Annotated in this window: 16 protein-coding genes and 1 tRNA gene; 6 read left to right on the forward strand and 11 right to left on the reverse strand. The window is 35.3% G+C overall.

Going from position 1 to position 17,186, the window contains the following annotated elements:
* Position 1 precedes the first annotated feature (1 nt).
* From H6W52_RS00185 to H6W52_RS00195, 3 genes are read right to left on the reverse strand one after another with little or no spacing between them, the layout of a single operon-like run.
* A complete protein-coding gene (locus H6W52_RS00185; RefSeq protein WP_116098820.1) occupies positions 2–718 on the reverse strand; it encodes an ankyrin repeat domain-containing protein in 717 nt (238 codons plus the stop codon).
* Between the two features lie 60 nt (positions 719–778).
* Positions 779–1,147, reverse strand: a complete 369-nt coding sequence (locus H6W52_RS00190) for a hypothetical protein (protein ID WP_116098821.1) — start codon at positions 1,145–1,147, stop codon at positions 779–781.
* 8 nt (positions 1,148–1,155) lie between these two features.
* Positions 1,156–1,896, reverse strand: coding sequence for an AAA family ATPase (locus tag H6W52_RS00195; RefSeq protein WP_262511420.1), 741 nt, complete (start codon positions 1,894–1,896; stop codon positions 1,156–1,158).
* A gap of 1,013 nt (positions 1,897–2,909) precedes the next feature.
* Here H6W52_RS00195 and H6W52_RS00200 point away from each other — a divergent pair.
* On the forward strand, positions 2,910–3,113 hold the full coding sequence (locus tag H6W52_RS00200) for a hypothetical protein (RefSeq protein ID WP_116098823.1): 204 nt from the start codon (positions 2,910–2,912) through the stop codon (positions 3,111–3,113).
* A gap of 65 nt (positions 3,114–3,178) precedes the next feature.
* On the opposite strand, the gene H6W52_RS00205 is transcribed toward H6W52_RS00200, so the two are convergent.
* Both H6W52_RS00205 and H6W52_RS00210 read right to left on the reverse strand, forming a co-directional pair.
* On the reverse strand, positions 3,179–3,913 hold the full coding sequence (locus H6W52_RS00205; protein ID WP_116098824.1) for an endonuclease: 735 nt from the start codon (positions 3,911–3,913) through the stop codon (positions 3,179–3,181).
* A 51-nt stretch (positions 3,914–3,964) separates the two neighbouring features.
* Positions 3,965–4,510, reverse strand: coding sequence for a hypothetical protein (locus H6W52_RS00210; protein ID WP_116098825.1), 546 nt, complete (start codon positions 4,508–4,510; stop codon positions 3,965–3,967).
* 162 nt (positions 4,511–4,672) lie between these two features.
* On the opposite strand from H6W52_RS00210, the gene H6W52_RS00215 reads away from it, so the two are divergent.
* Complete coding sequence (locus tag H6W52_RS00215; protein WP_108409885.1) at positions 4,673–6,028, forward strand: deoxyguanosinetriphosphate triphosphohydrolase; 1,356 nt, start codon at positions 4,673–4,675, stop codon at positions 6,026–6,028.
* A gap of 235 nt (positions 6,029–6,263) precedes the next feature.
* Positions 6,264–7,214, forward strand: a complete 951-nt coding sequence (locus tag H6W52_RS00220) for an SPFH domain-containing protein (RefSeq protein WP_116098826.1) — start codon at positions 6,264–6,266, stop codon at positions 7,212–7,214.
* A gap of 35 nt (positions 7,215–7,249) precedes the next feature.
* Here the strand turns inward: H6W52_RS00220 and H6W52_RS00225 are convergent, their stop codons facing one another.
* The 4 genes from H6W52_RS00225 to H6W52_RS00240 are packed head-to-tail and all read right to left on the reverse strand — an operon-like array spanning position 7,250 to position 10,280.
* A complete protein-coding gene (locus tag H6W52_RS00225) occupies positions 7,250–7,597 on the reverse strand; it encodes a DUF4377 domain-containing protein (protein ID WP_087710746.1) in 348 nt (115 codons plus the stop codon).
* A 55-nt stretch (positions 7,598–7,652) separates the two neighbouring features.
* Positions 7,653–7,991: a DUF962 domain-containing protein gene (locus tag H6W52_RS00230; RefSeq protein WP_087710749.1), complete on the reverse strand. Its 339-nt coding sequence runs from the start codon at positions 7,989–7,991 to the stop codon at positions 7,653–7,655.
* A 2-nt stretch (positions 7,992–7,993) separates the two neighbouring features.
* Positions 7,994–8,605: a hypothetical protein gene (locus H6W52_RS00235; RefSeq protein WP_123891982.1), complete on the reverse strand. Its 612-nt coding sequence runs from the start codon at positions 8,603–8,605 to the stop codon at positions 7,994–7,996.
* Positions 8,606–8,609: 4 nt separating this feature from the next.
* Positions 8,610–10,280, reverse strand: a complete 1,671-nt coding sequence (locus H6W52_RS00240) for an APC family permease (RefSeq protein ID WP_116098828.1) — start codon at positions 10,278–10,280, stop codon at positions 8,610–8,612.
* A 249-nt stretch (positions 10,281–10,529) separates the two neighbouring features.
* On the opposite strand from H6W52_RS00240, the gene H6W52_RS00245 reads away from it, so the two are divergent.
* From H6W52_RS00245 to H6W52_RS00255, 3 genes are all read left to right on the forward strand, one after another.
* Complete coding sequence (locus H6W52_RS00245; RefSeq protein WP_116098829.1) at positions 10,530–13,493, forward strand: tetratricopeptide repeat protein; 2,964 nt, start codon at positions 10,530–10,532, stop codon at positions 13,491–13,493.
* A 106-nt stretch (positions 13,494–13,599) separates the two neighbouring features.
* Positions 13,600–15,366 carry a TonB-dependent receptor gene (locus H6W52_RS00250; protein WP_116098830.1) on the forward strand — a complete coding sequence of 589 codons (1,767 nt, stop codon included), beginning with the start codon at positions 13,600–13,602 and terminating at the stop codon, positions 15,364–15,366.
* 88 nt (positions 15,367–15,454) lie between these two features.
* Positions 15,455–15,526, forward strand: a tRNA-Arg gene (locus H6W52_RS00255).
* 290 nt (positions 15,527–15,816) lie between these two features.
* Here the strand turns inward: H6W52_RS00255 and H6W52_RS00260 are convergent.
* Positions 15,817–16,464, reverse strand: coding sequence for a J domain-containing protein (locus H6W52_RS00260; RefSeq protein WP_116098831.1), 648 nt, complete (start codon positions 16,462–16,464; stop codon positions 15,817–15,819).
* A 420-nt stretch (positions 16,465–16,884) separates the two neighbouring features.
* A complete protein-coding gene (locus H6W52_RS00265; RefSeq protein ID WP_116098832.1) occupies positions 16,885–17,157 on the reverse strand; it encodes a hypothetical protein in 273 nt (90 codons plus the stop codon).
* Between the last annotated feature and the right edge of the window lie 29 nt (positions 17,158–17,186).

The following is a 17,186-nucleotide window of genomic DNA, read 5'->3' on the forward strand; positions in this document are numbered from 1 at the left end:
TTTACTGTAAAAGCTTAACAATTTCTGCGTTATTTTTCTCTTTTGCCATATCCAAAGCTGTTTTGCCGTCCTTATTTTTAATTGTTAAATCAGGCTTATATTGAAGCAGAAATTTTACCGTTTCCAAATTTCCACCCTGAGCACAGTACATAATCGGGGTTTCATGATCAGCATCGATATTATTAATATCAGCGCCGTTTTTTATAAGATATTCCGCGATATTTAAATAGCCTTTACTGATTGCGCTTGCGAAAGGTGTTGCAAGATCTTTTGCTCTGGAGTCTACCATAGCTTTATTTTCGACTAGAAGTTTTACCACCTCAAATCTGTTATTTCTTGTGGCAAAACGTAATGCAGTCCACCCGTTAACATCCTGGAAATTTGGATTTGCTTTATTGCTGAGAAGTAATTCTACAATCTTTACAAATCCTTCCTGAGAAGCAAAATTCAGCGGAGTTGCGGTGCTTTCTAAAGGCGTATTAACATCGGCGCCTTTTTTTATTAAAAGTTCAACCAGTTTTACGTTTCCTGTTCCTACTGCAGAATATAAAGGCGTTAAACCATCTTCTTTTGATTTTTGGTTTATATTTTCTCCTTTCTCCAATAATTTTGTTACCTTTTCGATGTCCTGACTTTCAATAGCATTAAAGATTTTTTGAGAAAATACAGAGCTGAACGTAAATAGAGATAAAGCGACAAACAGGCTTTTGGTTTTCATAAGGTTAAAGTTTTATTTGAAATTTAAATTTATAATTTCCAAATATAAAACAATATCTTATTAATCAATGATCATTGCCGGATCAAAAATTCTTTTCCTATTCATTAAAATAGAATCAAAATTTATTTTCTCAAAAGAATCATTTCTGTTATAATATTCGAATCTATACTTGTAGATTTCAATAATCTTATCTTTAATTTCCTTGGTAGGTTTCCGATCGTATTCATCACACAAACAAAGTGCTAATTCGCGCAAAGCAGACTCATACTCCCATTGATTTGTAACAGCTTCATCATTAATTTTTCTTTCTTTTTCCTCATCATGTAAAGGATAGTTGACTTTACAGTTTTTAAAAGTAATTTCTCCACTATATTTTTCAGAGCACGAAAGCAAAAACATCAGAAAAACTGAAAAAAATCCTGATTTCATTTAGCAAACTATATCTTTTCCGTTTTAGCTTCCAATGATTTAATCAAATTCCCTTTCACCACCGTAAAAGCATGATCTTTGGCCTCAGCAAAAGAAACATCATATTTCCTCTCAATATGTCTCAAATCTTCAGGAAACTTCACCAGCAAATCGTCATAAAAATCATCTAAAAATTGTTTTGAAGGGAGTGCATAATCTACTTTAAGCTGAAAACGTCTTAATAAAGCCGTGTCAATGATTTCAGGATGGTTTGTCGCACACAAAAGCAGGGCATTTTCCGGAAAATAATCAATCAACTGAATAAGAGTATTTACGAGACGTCTCATTTCGCCCACATCTTTATCGTCGCTCCCTCTTGCTTTTCCGATCTGGTCGAGCTCATCAAGGAACAGGACGGATCTTTCTCTTGCCGCTTTATCAAAGATCATTTTAATATTCTGGGAAGTTTCCCCGATTCTGGAGGAAACGATATTGCTTAAATTCAGGATGATGATGCTTTTTCCCAAAGCATTGGCAACGGCTTTTGCGGTCATTGTTTTTCCGCAGCCAGAACTTCCCTGAAGAAGAATTTTGTTGTTTACCGGAAGTCCAAATTCCAGAAGTTCTTTGGAAAATGTATTTTCTTTAATAAGCTGTACAAGCTGTTCTTTATTTTGGGGATCAAGGAAAACATCATTAAGGCTAACTTCTTCTTTGTCTTGAATAATAAGATTGTACAGATTCATTTTGCGAAAATTATATGCAAAGATAAAGGTTATCCAACAAAAAAGCCGAACAAATGAATGTTCGACTTTCTATCGGCTATTATAAAAATTAAAATTTGTCTTCCTTAGTGTAAAATCTTGTGCTATGTTTTTTGTGCCCTTTTACTCACACTGAGTAAAAGAGCAGTCAATCTTTGCAGATTGAAAACATATAACAATATAATTTCGTCTTTTTGTTCAGGAACTGAATTTCTCCAGATCAGAACTTTCTAAATTAGTTTCTTTCTCTTCTTGCTGCTGCAAAATAAGAGGCGAATACTACTAAACATGTTGCAATTCCGATGTAAGTGATCATTTTGTTTAATTTTTAATTATTTGACTATTTATTATCAATTTTACATTTGCAATATTACGACTTTCAAACAATGTTCCAAAATAAATAATCATGATGTATATCAGTGTTTTAAATGGTTTTTGTTTAAGATTTAGATAAAAATAGTTTACAAATAATTAATATAAAAATGAAAAAATAATAAGGCTTTTTTTGATTTATATGTAAAAAATTATTGATCTGTTAATTATTTCACAGCTTGTATTTAAAAGTTGATAATCCAAAAAAGAAAAAATGCAATACATAATAACATTTTCGGGGACAATAATATCTCACTTATTTTTGATATCTAACCTCCGGAATATTAATAAATGTTAGCATAAAAACTCTACAAGGCATATTTTCGAGTATTTTTTTTGAATAAAAATTTTTAGAGCAGAACAAAAAGATGTTTTTTTGGAATGAAAAATCAATGCTGTTTTTTAACAATTTAGTAAGAATTCATTGTCATTTTTCAAGAGAAAATATATATTGTTTAGAAATTCATGGAGTATAATAAGAAATTCAGATTTTTAACTGGAAAAATTTAAGTACATCGACAACAATTATATTTTACAAGTATATGATTTAAAATAATTCATATTATTAAGAATTATTTTTTAATTTTAGGTTTTAATTAAATGCTGCTAAGAGAAACTTACAGTCGAAAATTCAAACCAAATCCATCATGAAAAATTTGAAAAAATTAAAAAGAAAAGAATTGAATGAAATCTTGGGAGGAGATAAAGTTTTACCTCCTGTAGACCAGTGTACCAGACAATATCCTTACGCAATTCCACCCAGTAATGGAGGCTGCCCTTCAGGCTATATCTATTGTTCATTCCCCAATTGCTGCTTTAAATCCGGGCAGATTGTCGTTTGTTACGATTAATAGAAAATAAACCCTTTTCCGGTACTGTTTCTATAAAGAATTCTGTACCGGAATTTTTCAGTTATCTAATACAATTTCTGATCTTTTTCACAGAAAAAACTCGTTCTTTTCCCTTTTCCGGTTTCTTTTTTCACAATTTCCAGACCGCATTTTGGGCATTTTTCCTGATGATACACTTCAAAATGTTTTCTCAGGACATTCGCTTTTTTCCATTTCTTGAAATCGAAACTGTAATTTCTGGCTTCTGCAATCAGTTCCTTTAATTTTTTTGAAGGTAAATTTCTAATAAAAGTTTCAGGATGAACTCCAATTCTGAACAAAGCCTCATTTTTAATAATATTCCCCACTCCCGCGAAAATATCCTGATCCATCAAAACATCACAAACCATCATTTCAGGATTAGCTTTCAGCCTTTCTTCTGCCTTTTCGGGATTCCACAGATCACTCATTATATCGGCTTCCCAATCAATATCTTTTAAGAATTTGTCTTTTACCGTTTTTACATTGCAGGTATAAAAATACATTCCGCCGTTCTTAAAGGTTAAGCCCAGACGAAGATTCTGCGCCTGATCTTTTCTTTCAAATAAGCTGTAAGAACCAAACATCAGCAAATGAATCCGGATATTGGCTTTATCAAAAATTAAAAACGTCTGCTTTCCGAAGGTTTTTATTTCGCGTAAAAAATGATCTTTAATTTCTGCAGTTTCAGTAATCGAATTTCCTTTTACTTCCATTACTTTTTCGCCTGCAAATTTCTGCAGATCTTCTTTCATCAGAACAATCGGTGGACCTTCGGGCATAGAATATGAATTTGAAAATGTACACAACAATTATTTTGCCATGAAAAAAAATTAAGCCCGATGCAATTCATTAAACATTTCAACATATTTTTCTTTGAACAGTCTTTCGGCATTTTCAGGAAAGCGGAAACCATCCGGTCCTACGTAAATTTGTTTTGAATTAAAATCTTTATCCAAAATTCTTATTTGATTGTATTTCGTTAACCACACATCGAAATGTTCGATCAGTTTTGTGGCTTCGTCCAGTAATTCAGGAGGCAAAGCATGACCGTTATTGATGAGCAGATCTCTGATGTGCTGATTGGATTTTAAAATAATTTCATCTTCATAAAATCTGTCATATTCCTGTACTTTAGAATATTTGTTCTGAAAAGCAAGCTTTAAACGGTTCAGATGAATGTAAACCTGTCCTAACAATTCTACGGTATTTTTTCGCCATTCAAAATAAGCGGTATCTTTTTTGGATAACGCTTCAAATTCCCTTTTCAAAACGGAATTGTATTTTTCTGTTCTTTTGTGAAAAAAATATGCGATTACTGCGGTGAAAAATCCGGTAATAATCGTGCTTCCAAGGATTTGTTTAAAAAATTCGGACATGATTTCAGTTTTTTGGAGTTAATGATCCTAAAATTACGATGAAAATCTGCAAAATGTCACAGGTATTTTACGGAAAAACAAAAGCGGGAAACACGATATTTTTCAGAAAAATCCTTCCGATTAGTTCGTAAAAAATAAAATTTGAAGTAATTTTGAAAAATGATGAACTTAAACCAGATTTTCACGAATCAGCGTACCGGAAACAATCCACAGACAAAGGCTTCAAGAACGGATTTTCAGAGGGATTTTGACAGAATTATTTTCTCTTCGGCTTTTCGCAGACTGCAGAATAAAACGCAGGTTTTTCCGCTTCCGGGAAGTGTTTTTGTACACAACCGTTTAACGCATTCACTGGAAGTTTCGTCCGTTGGAAGAAGTCTGGGAAGTGTAATGGGTGAGTTTATTCATGACGAATTTAAAAATGATCTTACTGAAGATTCCAAAAACTTTTACCTTCATAATTTAGGAAATGTTATTGCAGCAGCGTGTCTGTGTCACGATGTCGGAAATCCCGCTTTCGGACATTCCGGAGAAGATGCGATTGCGAGTTATTTTGAAAGAAATGAATCTGATTTAAAACCGAAATTCAATGAAAAAGAATGGGCGGATCTGGTGAATTTTGAAGGAAACGCCAATGCAATAAGGGTTCTTGCGCAGCAACAGCAGGGAAAAGATGCGGGAGGAATTCAGCTTACGTTTTCCACTTTGGCAAGTATCGCCAAATATCCGTGTGAAGCGATTGCTAAAAAGAAAGGAATCATTCACCGTAAAAAATTCGGATTCTTTCAGAATGAAAAAGATATTTTCCTTGAAATTGCAAAAGGCACAAATTTAATTTCAGAAAGCGAAGAACCTTATATTTTTAAAAGACATCCTTTTGTCTGGCTGGTTGAAGCTGCAGATGATATCTGTTACAATATTATCGACATGGAAGATGCGCACCGATTGGGAATCGTTTCTACCGCGGACTGCAAAAACCTGTTTTTTGAATTGGTAAAATCTGAAACAGACGACATAAAACGAGTAAAAGACAAACTGGATTCCATTGGAAATGAAAACGAACAGATTTCTTATTTAAGAGCTAAAGTAATCAATGCATTAATCAATAAATCAATTGAGCTTTATAAAAATAACTTTAATACCATTCTGGAAGGAAATTTAGAAAAAGGTCTTCTGGATATTTATAAATCTGAAAATAATGCTTTACAGGATATTGAATCTTTCTCGATAGAAAAAATCTACAACCATAAAGCCGTTGTGGAAATTGAAAATGCAGGTTATAATGTAATGTACGAATTGCTGGATCATTTTATTCCGTCTATTCTTAAATCGCACGATGAAAGAAAATCTTACGACAAAAAAGCGTTAAAACTATTACCTAAACAGTTTGTATACGACGATGGAACAGATTACCAGAAAGTTTTGGGAGTAATAGATTTTGTTTCAGGAATGACCGACAATTATGCAACCGATCTTTACCGTAAAATTAAAGGAATCGACATCGGAATGACGGTGTAATTGCTTTTTAGATAAACAAAAACGACTATCAGGATTTAAAAAATCAGGAACTTCTTCAATTTAAAATTGTTGAAGTTTTTTTTCGTCTTAAACTTAGCGTATTTTTTTTCCCTGTTGATAACAACTGCTGATTGTTATAGCTGTAACGTTTAAATTATTTTTTATATATTTAAACAAACACAGACAAATGTTTTTCAGTTAAATAAAAATTTACACCCCATAAAAAAATCAAATTATGACATATTTAGGAATTATTGTTTTTATCGGATTGGTAACCTTATTTGCTTCTTTTTTCACGGTGAAACAGGAAACTGCGGCCATTGTAGAGCGACTCGGAAAATTTCACTCCGTCCGTCATGCAGGTTTGCAGCTTAAAATCCCTTATCTGGACAGGATCGCAAAAAGGATGAACCTCAGAATCCAGCAACTGGATGTAATGATTGATACGAAGACTCTGGATAATGTTTTTGTGAAAATGAAGATCTCCGTACAGTTTCAGGTCATCAGAACTCAAGTTGCCGATGCTTTTTACAGGCTGGAAAGTCCGCACGACCAGATTACATCATATGTTTTTGATGTCGTAAGAGCCGAAGTTCCGAAATTAAAACTGGATGATGTTTTCTTAAAAAAAGATGATATTGCCATCGCCGTAAAAGCAGAACTTCAGGAAGCCATGCAGAGTTACGGATATGATATCATCAAAGCTCTGGTTACAGATATCGATCCGGATGAGCAGGTAAAACACGCCATGAACAGAATCAACGCTGCCGAAAGAGAAAAAACAGCCGCAGAATACGAATCTGAAGCCCAGAGAATAAGAATTGTAGCCGTGGCAAAAGCCGAAGCAGAATCTAAAAAACTGCAGGGACAAGGTATTGCAGACCAGAGAAGAGAAATTGCAAAAGGTCTGGAAGAATCTGTAAGAATGCTGAACAACGTTAATATCAACTCTCACGAAGCCTCTGCTCTTATTGTTGTAACGCAGCATTATGACACGCTTCATTCCGTAGGAGCAAGCAACAGAAGCAATCTTGTTTTACTGCCCAATTCTCCCACCGCAGCAAGCGGAATGCTGAATGATCTTGTGGCCGCCATGACCACTGCCAATACCGTAGGAGAAATGACCAAAGGAAATTATCCCAAACCGCCGAATGATCACGATCACAATACAAACAGCAACAGATAAAGCAAAACCTCCGGAAATTCCGGAGGTTTTATTGTTTATTTTTTAGTTTTAGATATTTGCTTTACCAAAGTATATTTTATGGAAGATCCGTCTGCCGGAGGATTTTCTATTTTTTCTGTTTTTACTTTTAAAACATATTCATAACCCGGTTCATAAGTGAAGCCTTCGATATTGGTATAAAAATTCGTCCACGAATCTGAAGCGTTTTCTTTTACCTGAAGACATTTCATGGGTGCAACTCCGGTGCAGTCTGCGGTTTCAGGACCTACAATAAATGTTTTTTCGTTCGCAGCAGCAACGTTGGAAGAAGTTGTACATTGTGTAAGAATCATAACAAAAATTGCCGAAAACGTTACTTTTAAAAATGTTGTGAAATTTTTCATAAATAAAATTTTAGGACAGGGTTGCAATTACTGTGCCGTGAAATGATCTTAAAATTTACTTTTCAGCAGTTTTTTTATCTGAAACTCCCCAAAACTTCTGTTTCCCGATCAGCAGTTCGAAAAAAAGTCTGAAATCTGAGATCAGCGACCAAAGCGGATATTTGAAGGTTGCAGGTCTATTTTTTTCAATCACTGCATGACTGAACCATGCAAATCCGTACCCAAAGATCGGGACGTACCAGAGAAACCGTTCTTTTCCGGAGCTGATAACATATCCTATGACGAAAAAGACAAGCAATGTGCCCAGAAAATGAAAGATTCTGGTTCCTGTTTTACTGTGTTCCGTAAGATAAAACTCATAGAACTCTTTGAAGGTTTTAATTCTTTCAGACATGATTATTTGTACTTTAAAGTTCCAATCATAAAAGTTTCAGAAGCATTCAATGCACGTGAATTTTTAGTCAGTTCCTTTATTACACCTTCATTCTTAATGTAATTGGAATGAATAAAATAAGTATCTTTGTTTTCGCGGGTAATGTAACCTGTATGAAAATCCAGTCCAACAATATAAACCTGATTTTTATTTTTACCTAAAATATAATGCTCCAGATCCTGTCTTTTGCTGAAATATTTTATCTCTGTACAAAGCTTTTTAATCATTACAGAAGAAGCCTGCTGCGCAAGATACGTTCTGTTGATATCAAAACCGTAATCCGATAAAGTATTCGTTACAAAATATCCGCAGGCAATACTTCCCTTCTTCGGCTCTCTGGAAGTTCCTGCAAAAGACCATGGCGTTTTTGCCCAGAATTGAGGAACATCATTATTGATAAATTTAAAAAAATACTGCTTTTTCTCTGCTTCTGTTTTTTGATGAATTGCTGTTAAACATTCCTTATAACTCCGTTTTACTTCTGCACGGTTTGTTTGGGAGTTGCCTTCATGATCAGATGTCTTTTTACAGCCTCCCAATATCAGAAGCGAAAAAACAAGCAGATATTTCATCATACAATTAAGCTTTACCCAATTTGCTGTTTCGGTATCCGTAGCAGAAATAAATTACCAAACCTATAGCAAACCACAGTCCAAACCAGAACCAGTTGTCATGGCTCATTCCTGTAAGAAGATATAAACAAGAGCTTAAACCGATTAACGGAATCAGTGAAAGATTTTTAACAAATGCCAATACACAAAGCAGTAAATTAACCAGAATAAAGAAGAAAATAGAAGCTCTGAATTCACCTTCTTTAGGATCTTTCCAGTCCATTAAATTATGGAAAAAATCAGGCTGCCAGAAATAGAAAACCACTAATCCGCCGATGAAAATAAGAGGAAAGATAAGCTTCCCGTTGACGTAAGGCAAATGAAATCTTCCTTTGATCTTTTGTTTAGCCGGAAGCATTAAAACTCCCGCACAAACCAAAACAAACGCGAAAATGGTTCCGATACTTGTGAAATCGAGAATGAAAGATTTATCGGTAAATAAAATCGGAATTCCGACAACAATTCCCGTAACCAAAGTCGCAAACGAAGGCGTTTTATATTTTGGATGTACTTCCTGAAATTTCTGCGGCATCAGTCCGTCACGGCTCATGGCGTACCAGATTCTCGGCTGTCCCATCTGGAACACCAAAAGAACAGTTGTAATCGCTACAATGGCTACAAACGAAACGACAAGTTCCATCCATGCAACATTGGCGTTTCCTTTTTCAAAAATAAAGGAAAGCGGATCTCCAACACCGTCAAATTTTCTGTAATCCACCATTCCGGTAAGAACCAGCGTTAAAGCAATATAAATAAATGTACACAATACCAGAGAAATGATCATTCCCTTCGGAAGTGTTTTCTGAGGATCTTTTGTTTCTTCCGAAAGCACACTTAAGGCATCAAACCCGATATAAGCGAAGAAAACCCCCGAAACCGCACTCATTACGCCTGCAAAACCATTCGGCATGAAAGAAGTAACCTGAGTTTCCGGATTTAAAGGCGTCCAGTTATCTGTATTGATGTAAGCAAATCCTACTAAAATCACTAAAACAATCACCGCTAATTTCAGGATTACCAAAGCGTTATTGAAGTTTTTACTTTCCTTAACTCCTACATAACAAAGCCATGTAATCAATCCGTTGATGACCAAAGCCGGAACATCAACGATGAATTTTAAACCTCCGATTAACGGAGCATTCGTCCATGCATTAATAAGTTCTTTGTTTTCAGAACCGCTCATAAAAGCTTTTTTAGCTTCGGTATAACTGCACGTAAGATAATCAGGAATATGCATTCCTAAACGGTGCAGGAAACTTGTAAAATAATCCGACCACGAAAAGGCAACGTAGATATTCCCGAAAGAATATTCCATAATCAGCGCCCAGCCGATGATCCAGGCAATTAATTCCCCGAAACTTGCATAGGCATAAGTATACGCGGAACCCGCAGTAGGAATTCTGCTCGCAAATTCTGCATAGCAAAGTGCTGTAAAACCGCACGCAAAACCACAAATCAAATATAGTAAGATCACACCGGGACCTCCTCTGAAGACGGCTTCTCCCAAACTGCTGAAACTTCCGGCTCCGATGATGGCGGCAATACCAAAAAATACGATGTCCCAAACACCCAAAACCCTCAATAAACTCGTAGATGTGTCTGTCTCTGAATAGATTTTTCTTCTAAAAAGTTGATTCATTCAATTCTATATTTGATTCGAAAAAAGCAAATGTAATTATTTCTCTGAAATAATTTTTATTTTCTTAAGGTTTCTTATTAAAAAGTTAAGAAGTCTTAAAAAAAAATTTGGTTACTAACAATGTGTTAAAACGCTTGCTTATACAATATCTTTTCAATATTTTCGTTGATAAATTGTGGATAAAAATTCCCGTAATTTTAAATATCTGAACCTGATTTTCAGGCTTCTTCATGCTAAAATTTAAAATTAATGAAATCGAAAAAAATACTTTTAGCGGCTGCTGTAATGTATTTCGGGATCTCCGATGCGCAACAGTCTCAGTACTTTACCCAAAAAGAAAACTACAGATTCAATCTCGCTGAAAATCTTTATCAGACCAAAATATACAACGCTTCACAATACGAATACGCCAGACAATATTTCTACAATCAGCATTTGTCGCGTTCGAGGAAAGAAGCTGCGCAGTTTTTTGATAACGTGATCGGCGTTATTCTTCAGAAAAATCATGCGGAAGAAGGATTAACCGCTTTCATGAAAGAATATCCGAACTCTGCTTATTTTGCACAGGCAAATTTACCGTTGGCTGATTATTATTTGGCTAAAAAAGATTTCGCCAAAGCTCTGGAAACGCTGAAAAAAGTAAACCAATATCAGCTTTCAAAAGAAGAAAATACACAGTACATTCTGAAACTGGGCTATGCCAAATTCATGATGGGCGATTCCAAAGGCGCAACAGATGCACTGGAAGAAGCTTATAAAACAGCAGACCAGTCCCAAAAAGGCGATATTGCTTATATGTTGGGACATTTGTATTATTCCAACAGACAGAATGACAAGGCGTTCCGTTATTTTGATTCCATTAAAGAAGAACCGAAATATTCTAAACTGGTGCGTCCTTACTATGTTCAGATGTACTACAATGACAAAGATTACGATAAAGCGATTTCCGAAGGAACTGCTTTACTGAATGAAGATATTTCGGAATCTTACAAAGCAGAAGTTCATAAGATCATCGGTGAAAGTTATTTCATGAAAGATGATTACACTTCGGCGTACCCACATTTGAAAGATTATCTGAGCGTTCAGCAAAATCCGTCTGAAAACGATCTTTATGAGATGGGATTTGTAGCGGCTCAGCTTAAAAAGTATGACGAAGCAGTTTCTTATTACAATCAATTACTGAACAGCAATTCTGCATTGGCTCAGAATGCTTATTATCAGCTTGGAAATGCTTATCTGGCGGTTGGTAAAAAACAGGAAGCACTTTCTGCTTTCCGTTCTGCGTATCAGATGAATTATGATAAGAATGTAAAAAAGCTTGCGCATGAACAGTACGCTAAATTAAGCTACGACATCGGAAATCCGTTTGAAAGTGCTTCGACGGTAATCCAGAATTATATTAATGAAAACCAAAACGGCGCGAATGCTTCGGAAATGAGATCGCTTTTGGTGAAATCCTATTTATATTCCGGAAATTATAAGGAAACACTGAACGCGATTGACCGTTTACAAAGCTCAACGCCGGAAATCAATAAAATCGATCAGGAAGTTTCTTATCTTTTGGGAACGGAAGAATTCAACAAAGGAAATTATGATGAAGCGGAAAATTATTTCTTAAGAAGTTTAGGATTCAACATCAATAAAGAATTCAACAACAGAGCATTATACTGGTTAGGACAGGTGTATTATCAGAAAGGAAACTACCCTTCCGCAATCGCCCGCTATGAAAAATTATTAGGCGAAAATTTCCCTGAAAAGCAGCAGCTTCCTTATGATTTAGGCTATGCTTATTTCAAATCTAAAAAATTCGATCAGGCGGAAACGTATTTTAAGCAATATTTAGCAAATCCGAAACCTGAATTTAAAAATGATGCAGAACTTCGTTTGGCAGATATTAATTATGCGAATAATAACCTGAACGAAGCGATTGCCATTTATGATAAAAACGAAGACGCAACAGATTATACACTGTATCAGAAAGCAATGGCTTTAGGATTTAAAGGTGATACTCAGGCGAAAATTACCAACCTGAAAAACCTTTTATCCAAATATCCGGATTCTGATTATTATGACGATGCACAATACGAAATAGGTACAGCTTACGCAGCACAGGACGATTTCAGTAATTCAAATGATTACTTTAATAAAGTGATTAAAACTTCATCTGATAAAGATTTGGTTGCCAATGCATCGATTTACAGAGCACAAAACTACATTGACCAGAACCAGAGTGATAAGGCTTTATCTGAACTGAGATCGCTTGGCGAACAGTACAAAAATACAGCCTATGCTGAAAAAATTGTTCAGGCGGCGAAACCAATCTTCACGAAAAACGGGGATGTTTCAGGCTATGAAACTTTCGCAAGAAATTTAGGGGTTAATATTGATGCATCAGAAATTGATGAAATTAATTTATCGACTGCAAAACAGTATTTCACGAAAAAAGATTATAAAAACGCGATTTCTTACTACGAAAAATATTTAACGCAGAATCCTACCGGAGAAGGGCTTTATCAGGCAAAATATGAGCTTGGTGAAAGTTATTATCAGACCAAAGACACTACAAAAGCTCTGTTGGTTTTACAGGAAGTTGCCAATGTTCAGAACGATTATCAGGATGATGCACAAACCCGTTTAGCACAAATCTTTGTCAATCAAGGGAATACGGCTGAAGCTAAAAAATATCTTGAAAATATTAAAAACTCATCAGACGTCAACATTAAAAATTACGCCAATGTTGAACTGATGAAAGTTTATGCCGATGAAAAGAACTTCTCTCAGGCCGAAAAATTAGCCGATGCGGTGATTGCAAACAATAAAAACTCCGCGGCGGTTATTGAGACGGCAAAAGTAATTAAGGCAAGAAGTCTGATGAATTCAGGAAAAGACAAAGACGCACAGTCGGCTTACGCTTCGCTTGAAAAATCATCAAATACCTCGGTTGCCGCAGAATCTCTCCACGCGAAAGCTTATTATCAAAACAAAGGAAAAGCGTTTAAATCCTCTAATGAAACGATCTTTAAATTAGCCAATAATTATGCTTCCGAAGAATATTGGGGTGCAAAAGCACTTGTTCTGATGGCGAAAAACTATGTTGGTCTGAAAGACAATTATCAGGCAAGTTATACCTGTGATCAAATCATTGAGAACTACAAGGATTTCCCTGAGATTGTTGCAGAAGCGAAGGAAGTTAAAAAGCAGATTAAAAAGTAAAAATATATTTAATGTATCAATTTATCAATGTAACAGTTTATCAATCAAACTATACATTGCCAGATTGCTGCATTGATAAATTGGTACATTATTAATACAAAAAGTAATGAATAAAAGAATTCAATTATTATCCATCATATTTTTAGGGGTTTCGTCGGTAGCGTTTTCCCAGATCAAAGAAGAAAAACTGATTCTCAATAAAAAAAGGGAACCGGAAGTAAAAAAGATCGAAAAAAAGAAAACTTCGGTAGAAACCATTAAAAATTATCCGCCGGAAGAAAAATCTCAGAATCCTGTACAATACAACATTACAGATGTTCCTGCGGTTTCGGACTTTAAAACATCAACCATTCAGGGAGCAGATGTAACCCCGAAATTCGAAGGTTCGGCTCAGAATAACTATATCCAGTTCGGAATGGGAAATTTCGGTAAAATTCTGGGCGATGCAAATATTTCGAAAACGCTGGAAAATAAAATTGAGGTTGGAGTGGATGCTCATTTTCTTTCAACGCAGGGTTTAAAAAAGGAATACGACTGGGATTCTAAGCAAAGTTCGACCACTTTAGGAGCTTTCCTGAATTCTTACGGAGATAAAGGAAAATTCAATCTGAATGCAGAATATGGTTTGAACAGCTATAATTACTACGGGATTTATGCCCTGACTCCGAGCAATGATGTTGATCTGGATCAGAGAGTCAATCAGTTTAAAGTAAACGGTTATTATGACTTTTATTCGAACGAAATTCTGAATGATGTGAGGGTGAAGTCTTCCTTCTTAAAAGATCATTTTGATGCTCAGGAAAATCAGGCTTCCGTTTTGGCGAATTTCTCGAAACATGGCGTTGAAATCGGCAAATCAGGTATCAGCTTAAATGCTGATTTAGGCGTCGGTCTGGAAACGGTAAAAACTGAATTTTCAATCAGAGATAAAAATTCGTCCAACTTTTTTAATACAAGTCTGAGCCCGAAAGTTACTTTCAGAAAAGGTGATTCTTACCTGAAATTAGGATCTCAGTTCGCGTTTCTGAATGGTAAAAACCAGAATGATCTGATGGCTGAGCAAATGAAAAACAACAAGACCTATTGGTTTCCGGAAGCTGAATTTCAGGTTGCTGCCGCACAGGAGTTTAAATTTTACGGAGGAGTTGACGGAGGTTTAAAGCTGAATACGTATTCGGATTTACTACAGCAGAATCCTTTCATTGTTTCTGACCAATATTTAAGACCAACTGAAACAAAATATCATTTTTATGTAGGTTTAAGAGGAGATATTGATGAAACTTTTAAGTATGATGTTTCTGCAGGGTACGGAAAAATGAGAGACATTATGTTCTTTAAAGCCAATGATCTTTTTGACACGAATTTTACCCTGAACCGTTCTGCCTATAACTTCGCTAATACTTTTTCTGCGGTGTATGATGACGGAAATGTAGGAGATATCAAAGGTAGTTTACAGTATTTTCCTCTGGCAAATTTAGTATTGGACGGAGAAGTAAAATTTACCAAGTTTGATCTTAAAAACTACGAAAATATCTACAACGTACCTTTGGTTACGGCAACAATCGGAGCAAAATATACGATGTTGGATCAAAAATTATTGTTAGGTTTTAAAGGGATTTTTGCCAGCGACAGAACCACGAATTCATTTATGATTCAGGGAGTTGGAAGTCCTCTATTCTATCAGTCAACAGAGAACACCAACGATAAAGTGGGAGGTTATGCAGATTTAAATTTATCGGCAGAGTATAAAATTCACAAAAATTTCAGTATTTTCGCGCTTGGAAACAATCTTCTGAGCTCAAAATATCAGACGTACCAAGGCTATAAAGTTCTGGGTGCACAGATTTTGGGAGGTGTGAAGATTACGTTCTAGAGTCTTAGGGTGGGAGAGTTTTTGTGTTTGAGTGTTTATTTATTCAGATTATAAAACTCTCTTAGTCTCAAACCCTACAACTCAAATAGGCTGCATAGTTTAATGGATAGAACTTCGGATTTCGGCTCCGACAGTGAGGGTTCGAATCCTTCTGCGGTCACTTTTAAGGACAGACATTTGATGTTTGTCCTTTTTTTATTAGTCATCATTGCTAATCATTTAAATCACTTTGATATATATCATTAATTTTTTTAAAAATTTATTATCTGGATTTATTCTAAATTAATATATTTGCATCATGAATATGATCGTTCCTTTCAAAGTAGCTCCATTAGCTCCTGCTTTTTCAATGAATACCGAAGAAATGTATTGCGGCGATAAGAAATCATGCTGCAAAAAATTTAAAAAGGGAAAAAGATGTAAAAAGTGCCCGGGAAGAAAGAAAATGGCTTAATTAAAGCTTTTTAACAGGAAATAGACCGCCAGAATTAGTAAGACTACCCCGATAATAATTCTTGCGATTTTTGGCTGTCCATGAGGATTTGCAACAGTTCTTGGCTGTGACTTAAATAATTCCTCTGCCTTATCTTTAAATTTTTCCGAATTGTTTTCGAAAACTTCGGTAATCGTAATGCCCTGAACGGCTGTTTTGTGCAGTAGTGAATTCGTAGCGTGAAGCAAAATCTGGAATTTTCCGTCTTTAAATTCTGTTATTTTAAAAACTCTTTCTCCATAAGGTTTTTCCAGTCCGAAAGGTAAAACTTTCACCACATCGGCATTTTGAGTCTGCCAATTAATGATGATCTCCTCCCCTTTTTTCGCATGAATTTTGTTTGCCGTAAAAGTTTTAATAGAAGGCGGAATATTGTACCTGAAGCTTTTCTGATGACTTTCTAAATTCTGATCGTAAGAATGTCTTCTGCTTTTGTCGCTCAATGTTTCGTAAGCTTCCTGAATTTCACGGAATCGGTCTGCAAAAAAGTCATCGTTATCATTTTTGTCAGGGTGATATTTTAAGGATAGTTTCCGATAGGCTTTTTTGATGTCTTCTTCCGAAGCATCGTGAGAAATCCCGAGAAAATAGTAGTAATCTTTCATTAAACTATGCAAAAATAAGGATTTTATTTTCTTTTTTAAACGCAAATGGCACGTATAATTTCACAAATAGCTCGAATAATGTTGTGTTAATGCTTTTAATTTTTTTCTTTAAAAAACAAAAAGTCGTATAAAGTAAAATTCCTAAAAACTCTTTGGAGTTTTATCTGTGTAGAAGTCATATTAAGAGAACGTTCGGCGTTCCGTAGGAACGCTATCTTTAGAACATTTATCAAAATATCTCAAGCTTGTTTGTTTAAATCTTTTTGATGTTTCGGTTCAGGCGGCTTCGCCGCCTGAACCGAAATCCTATTTCCGAGATTGCTTCTTCGCTTCGCTTATCACACTGACGGTAAAAAATTCCGGCTCGGGAAGCGAAGCTTCCCGAGCCGGAATTAAACAATTTCAATTGAGTTACTTTTATTATGCTTCTGCAACGTTTTCTTTTCTTTCGAAACATCTGTGGCGGCATCTTGAAGCGAATTCTTTTTTAAACTTACCTTTCAGCTCCTGATATTGCTCGTCGTTCATTTCTCTGATTTTATCCGCCAATCCGAAAGGAGATTTTTCTTTGATTCCGTATTCATCAAAAATACCCTTTACAAATCTTTTTCTCTGCGCTGCTTTTTTAACAACTGCTGCAACTCCTACTACGGCTAAAGCTGCCAAAGCGCCTTTTAATACTGAATTTTTCATTTTTCAAAATTTTAAATTTTACTACTTCT

Source organism: Chryseobacterium sp. C2(2020), assembly GCF_014218915.1.
Classification (GTDB): Bacteria; Bacteroidota; Bacteroidia; order Flavobacteriales; family Weeksellaceae; genus Chryseobacterium; species Chryseobacterium mucoviscidosis.

Bases quoted from the DNA above. Each gene is read 5' to 3' on its own strand.
- H6W52_RS00265 (WP_116098832.1), bottom strand. From the start codon at position 17,157: ATGAAAAATTCAGTATTAAAAGGCGCTTTGGCAGCTTTAGCCGTAGTA.
- H6W52_RS00210 (WP_116098825.1), bottom strand. From the start codon at position 4,510: ATGTCCGAATTTTTTAAACAAATCCTTGGAAGCACGATTATTACCGGA.
- H6W52_RS00215 (WP_108409885.1), top strand. From the start codon at position 4,673: ATGAACTTAAACCAGATTTTCACGAATCAGCGTACCGGAAACAATCCA.
- H6W52_RS00205 (WP_116098824.1), bottom strand. From the start codon at position 3,913: ATGCCCGAAGGTCCACCGATTGTTCTGATGAAAGAAGATCTGCAGAAA.
- H6W52_RS00185 (WP_116098820.1), bottom strand. From the start codon at position 718: ATGAAAACCAAAAGCCTGTTTGTCGCTTTATCTCTATTTACGTTCAGC.
- H6W52_RS00200 (WP_116098823.1), top strand. From the start codon at position 2,910: ATGAAAAATTTGAAAAAATTAAAAAGAAAAGAATTGAATGAAATCTTG.
- H6W52_RS00225 (WP_087710746.1), bottom strand. From the start codon at position 7,597: ATGAAAAATTTCACAACATTTTTAAAAGTAACGTTTTCGGCAATTTTT.
- H6W52_RS00235 (WP_123891982.1), bottom strand. From the start codon at position 8,605: ATGATGAAATATCTGCTTGTTTTTTCGCTTCTGATATTGGGAGGCTGT.
- H6W52_RS00220 (WP_116098826.1), top strand. From the start codon at position 6,264: ATGACATATTTAGGAATTATTGTTTTTATCGGATTGGTAACCTTATTT.
- H6W52_RS00260 (WP_116098831.1), bottom strand. From the start codon at position 16,464: ATGAAAGATTACTACTATTTTCTCGGGATTTCTCACGATGCTTCGGAA.
- H6W52_RS00240 (WP_116098828.1), bottom strand. From the start codon at position 10,280: ATGAATCAACTTTTTAGAAGAAAAATCTATTCAGAGACAGACACATCT.
- H6W52_RS00190 (WP_116098821.1), bottom strand. From the start codon at position 1,147: ATGAAATCAGGATTTTTTTCAGTTTTTCTGATGTTTTTGCTTTCGTGC.
- H6W52_RS00250 (WP_116098830.1), top strand. From the start codon at position 13,600: ATGAATAAAAGAATTCAATTATTATCCATCATATTTTTAGGGGTTTCG.
- H6W52_RS00245 (WP_116098829.1), top strand. From the start codon at position 10,530: ATGAAATCGAAAAAAATACTTTTAGCGGCTGCTGTAATGTATTTCGGG.
- H6W52_RS00230 (WP_087710749.1), bottom strand. From the start codon at position 7,991: ATGTCTGAAAGAATTAAAACCTTCAAAGAGTTCTATGAGTTTTATCTT.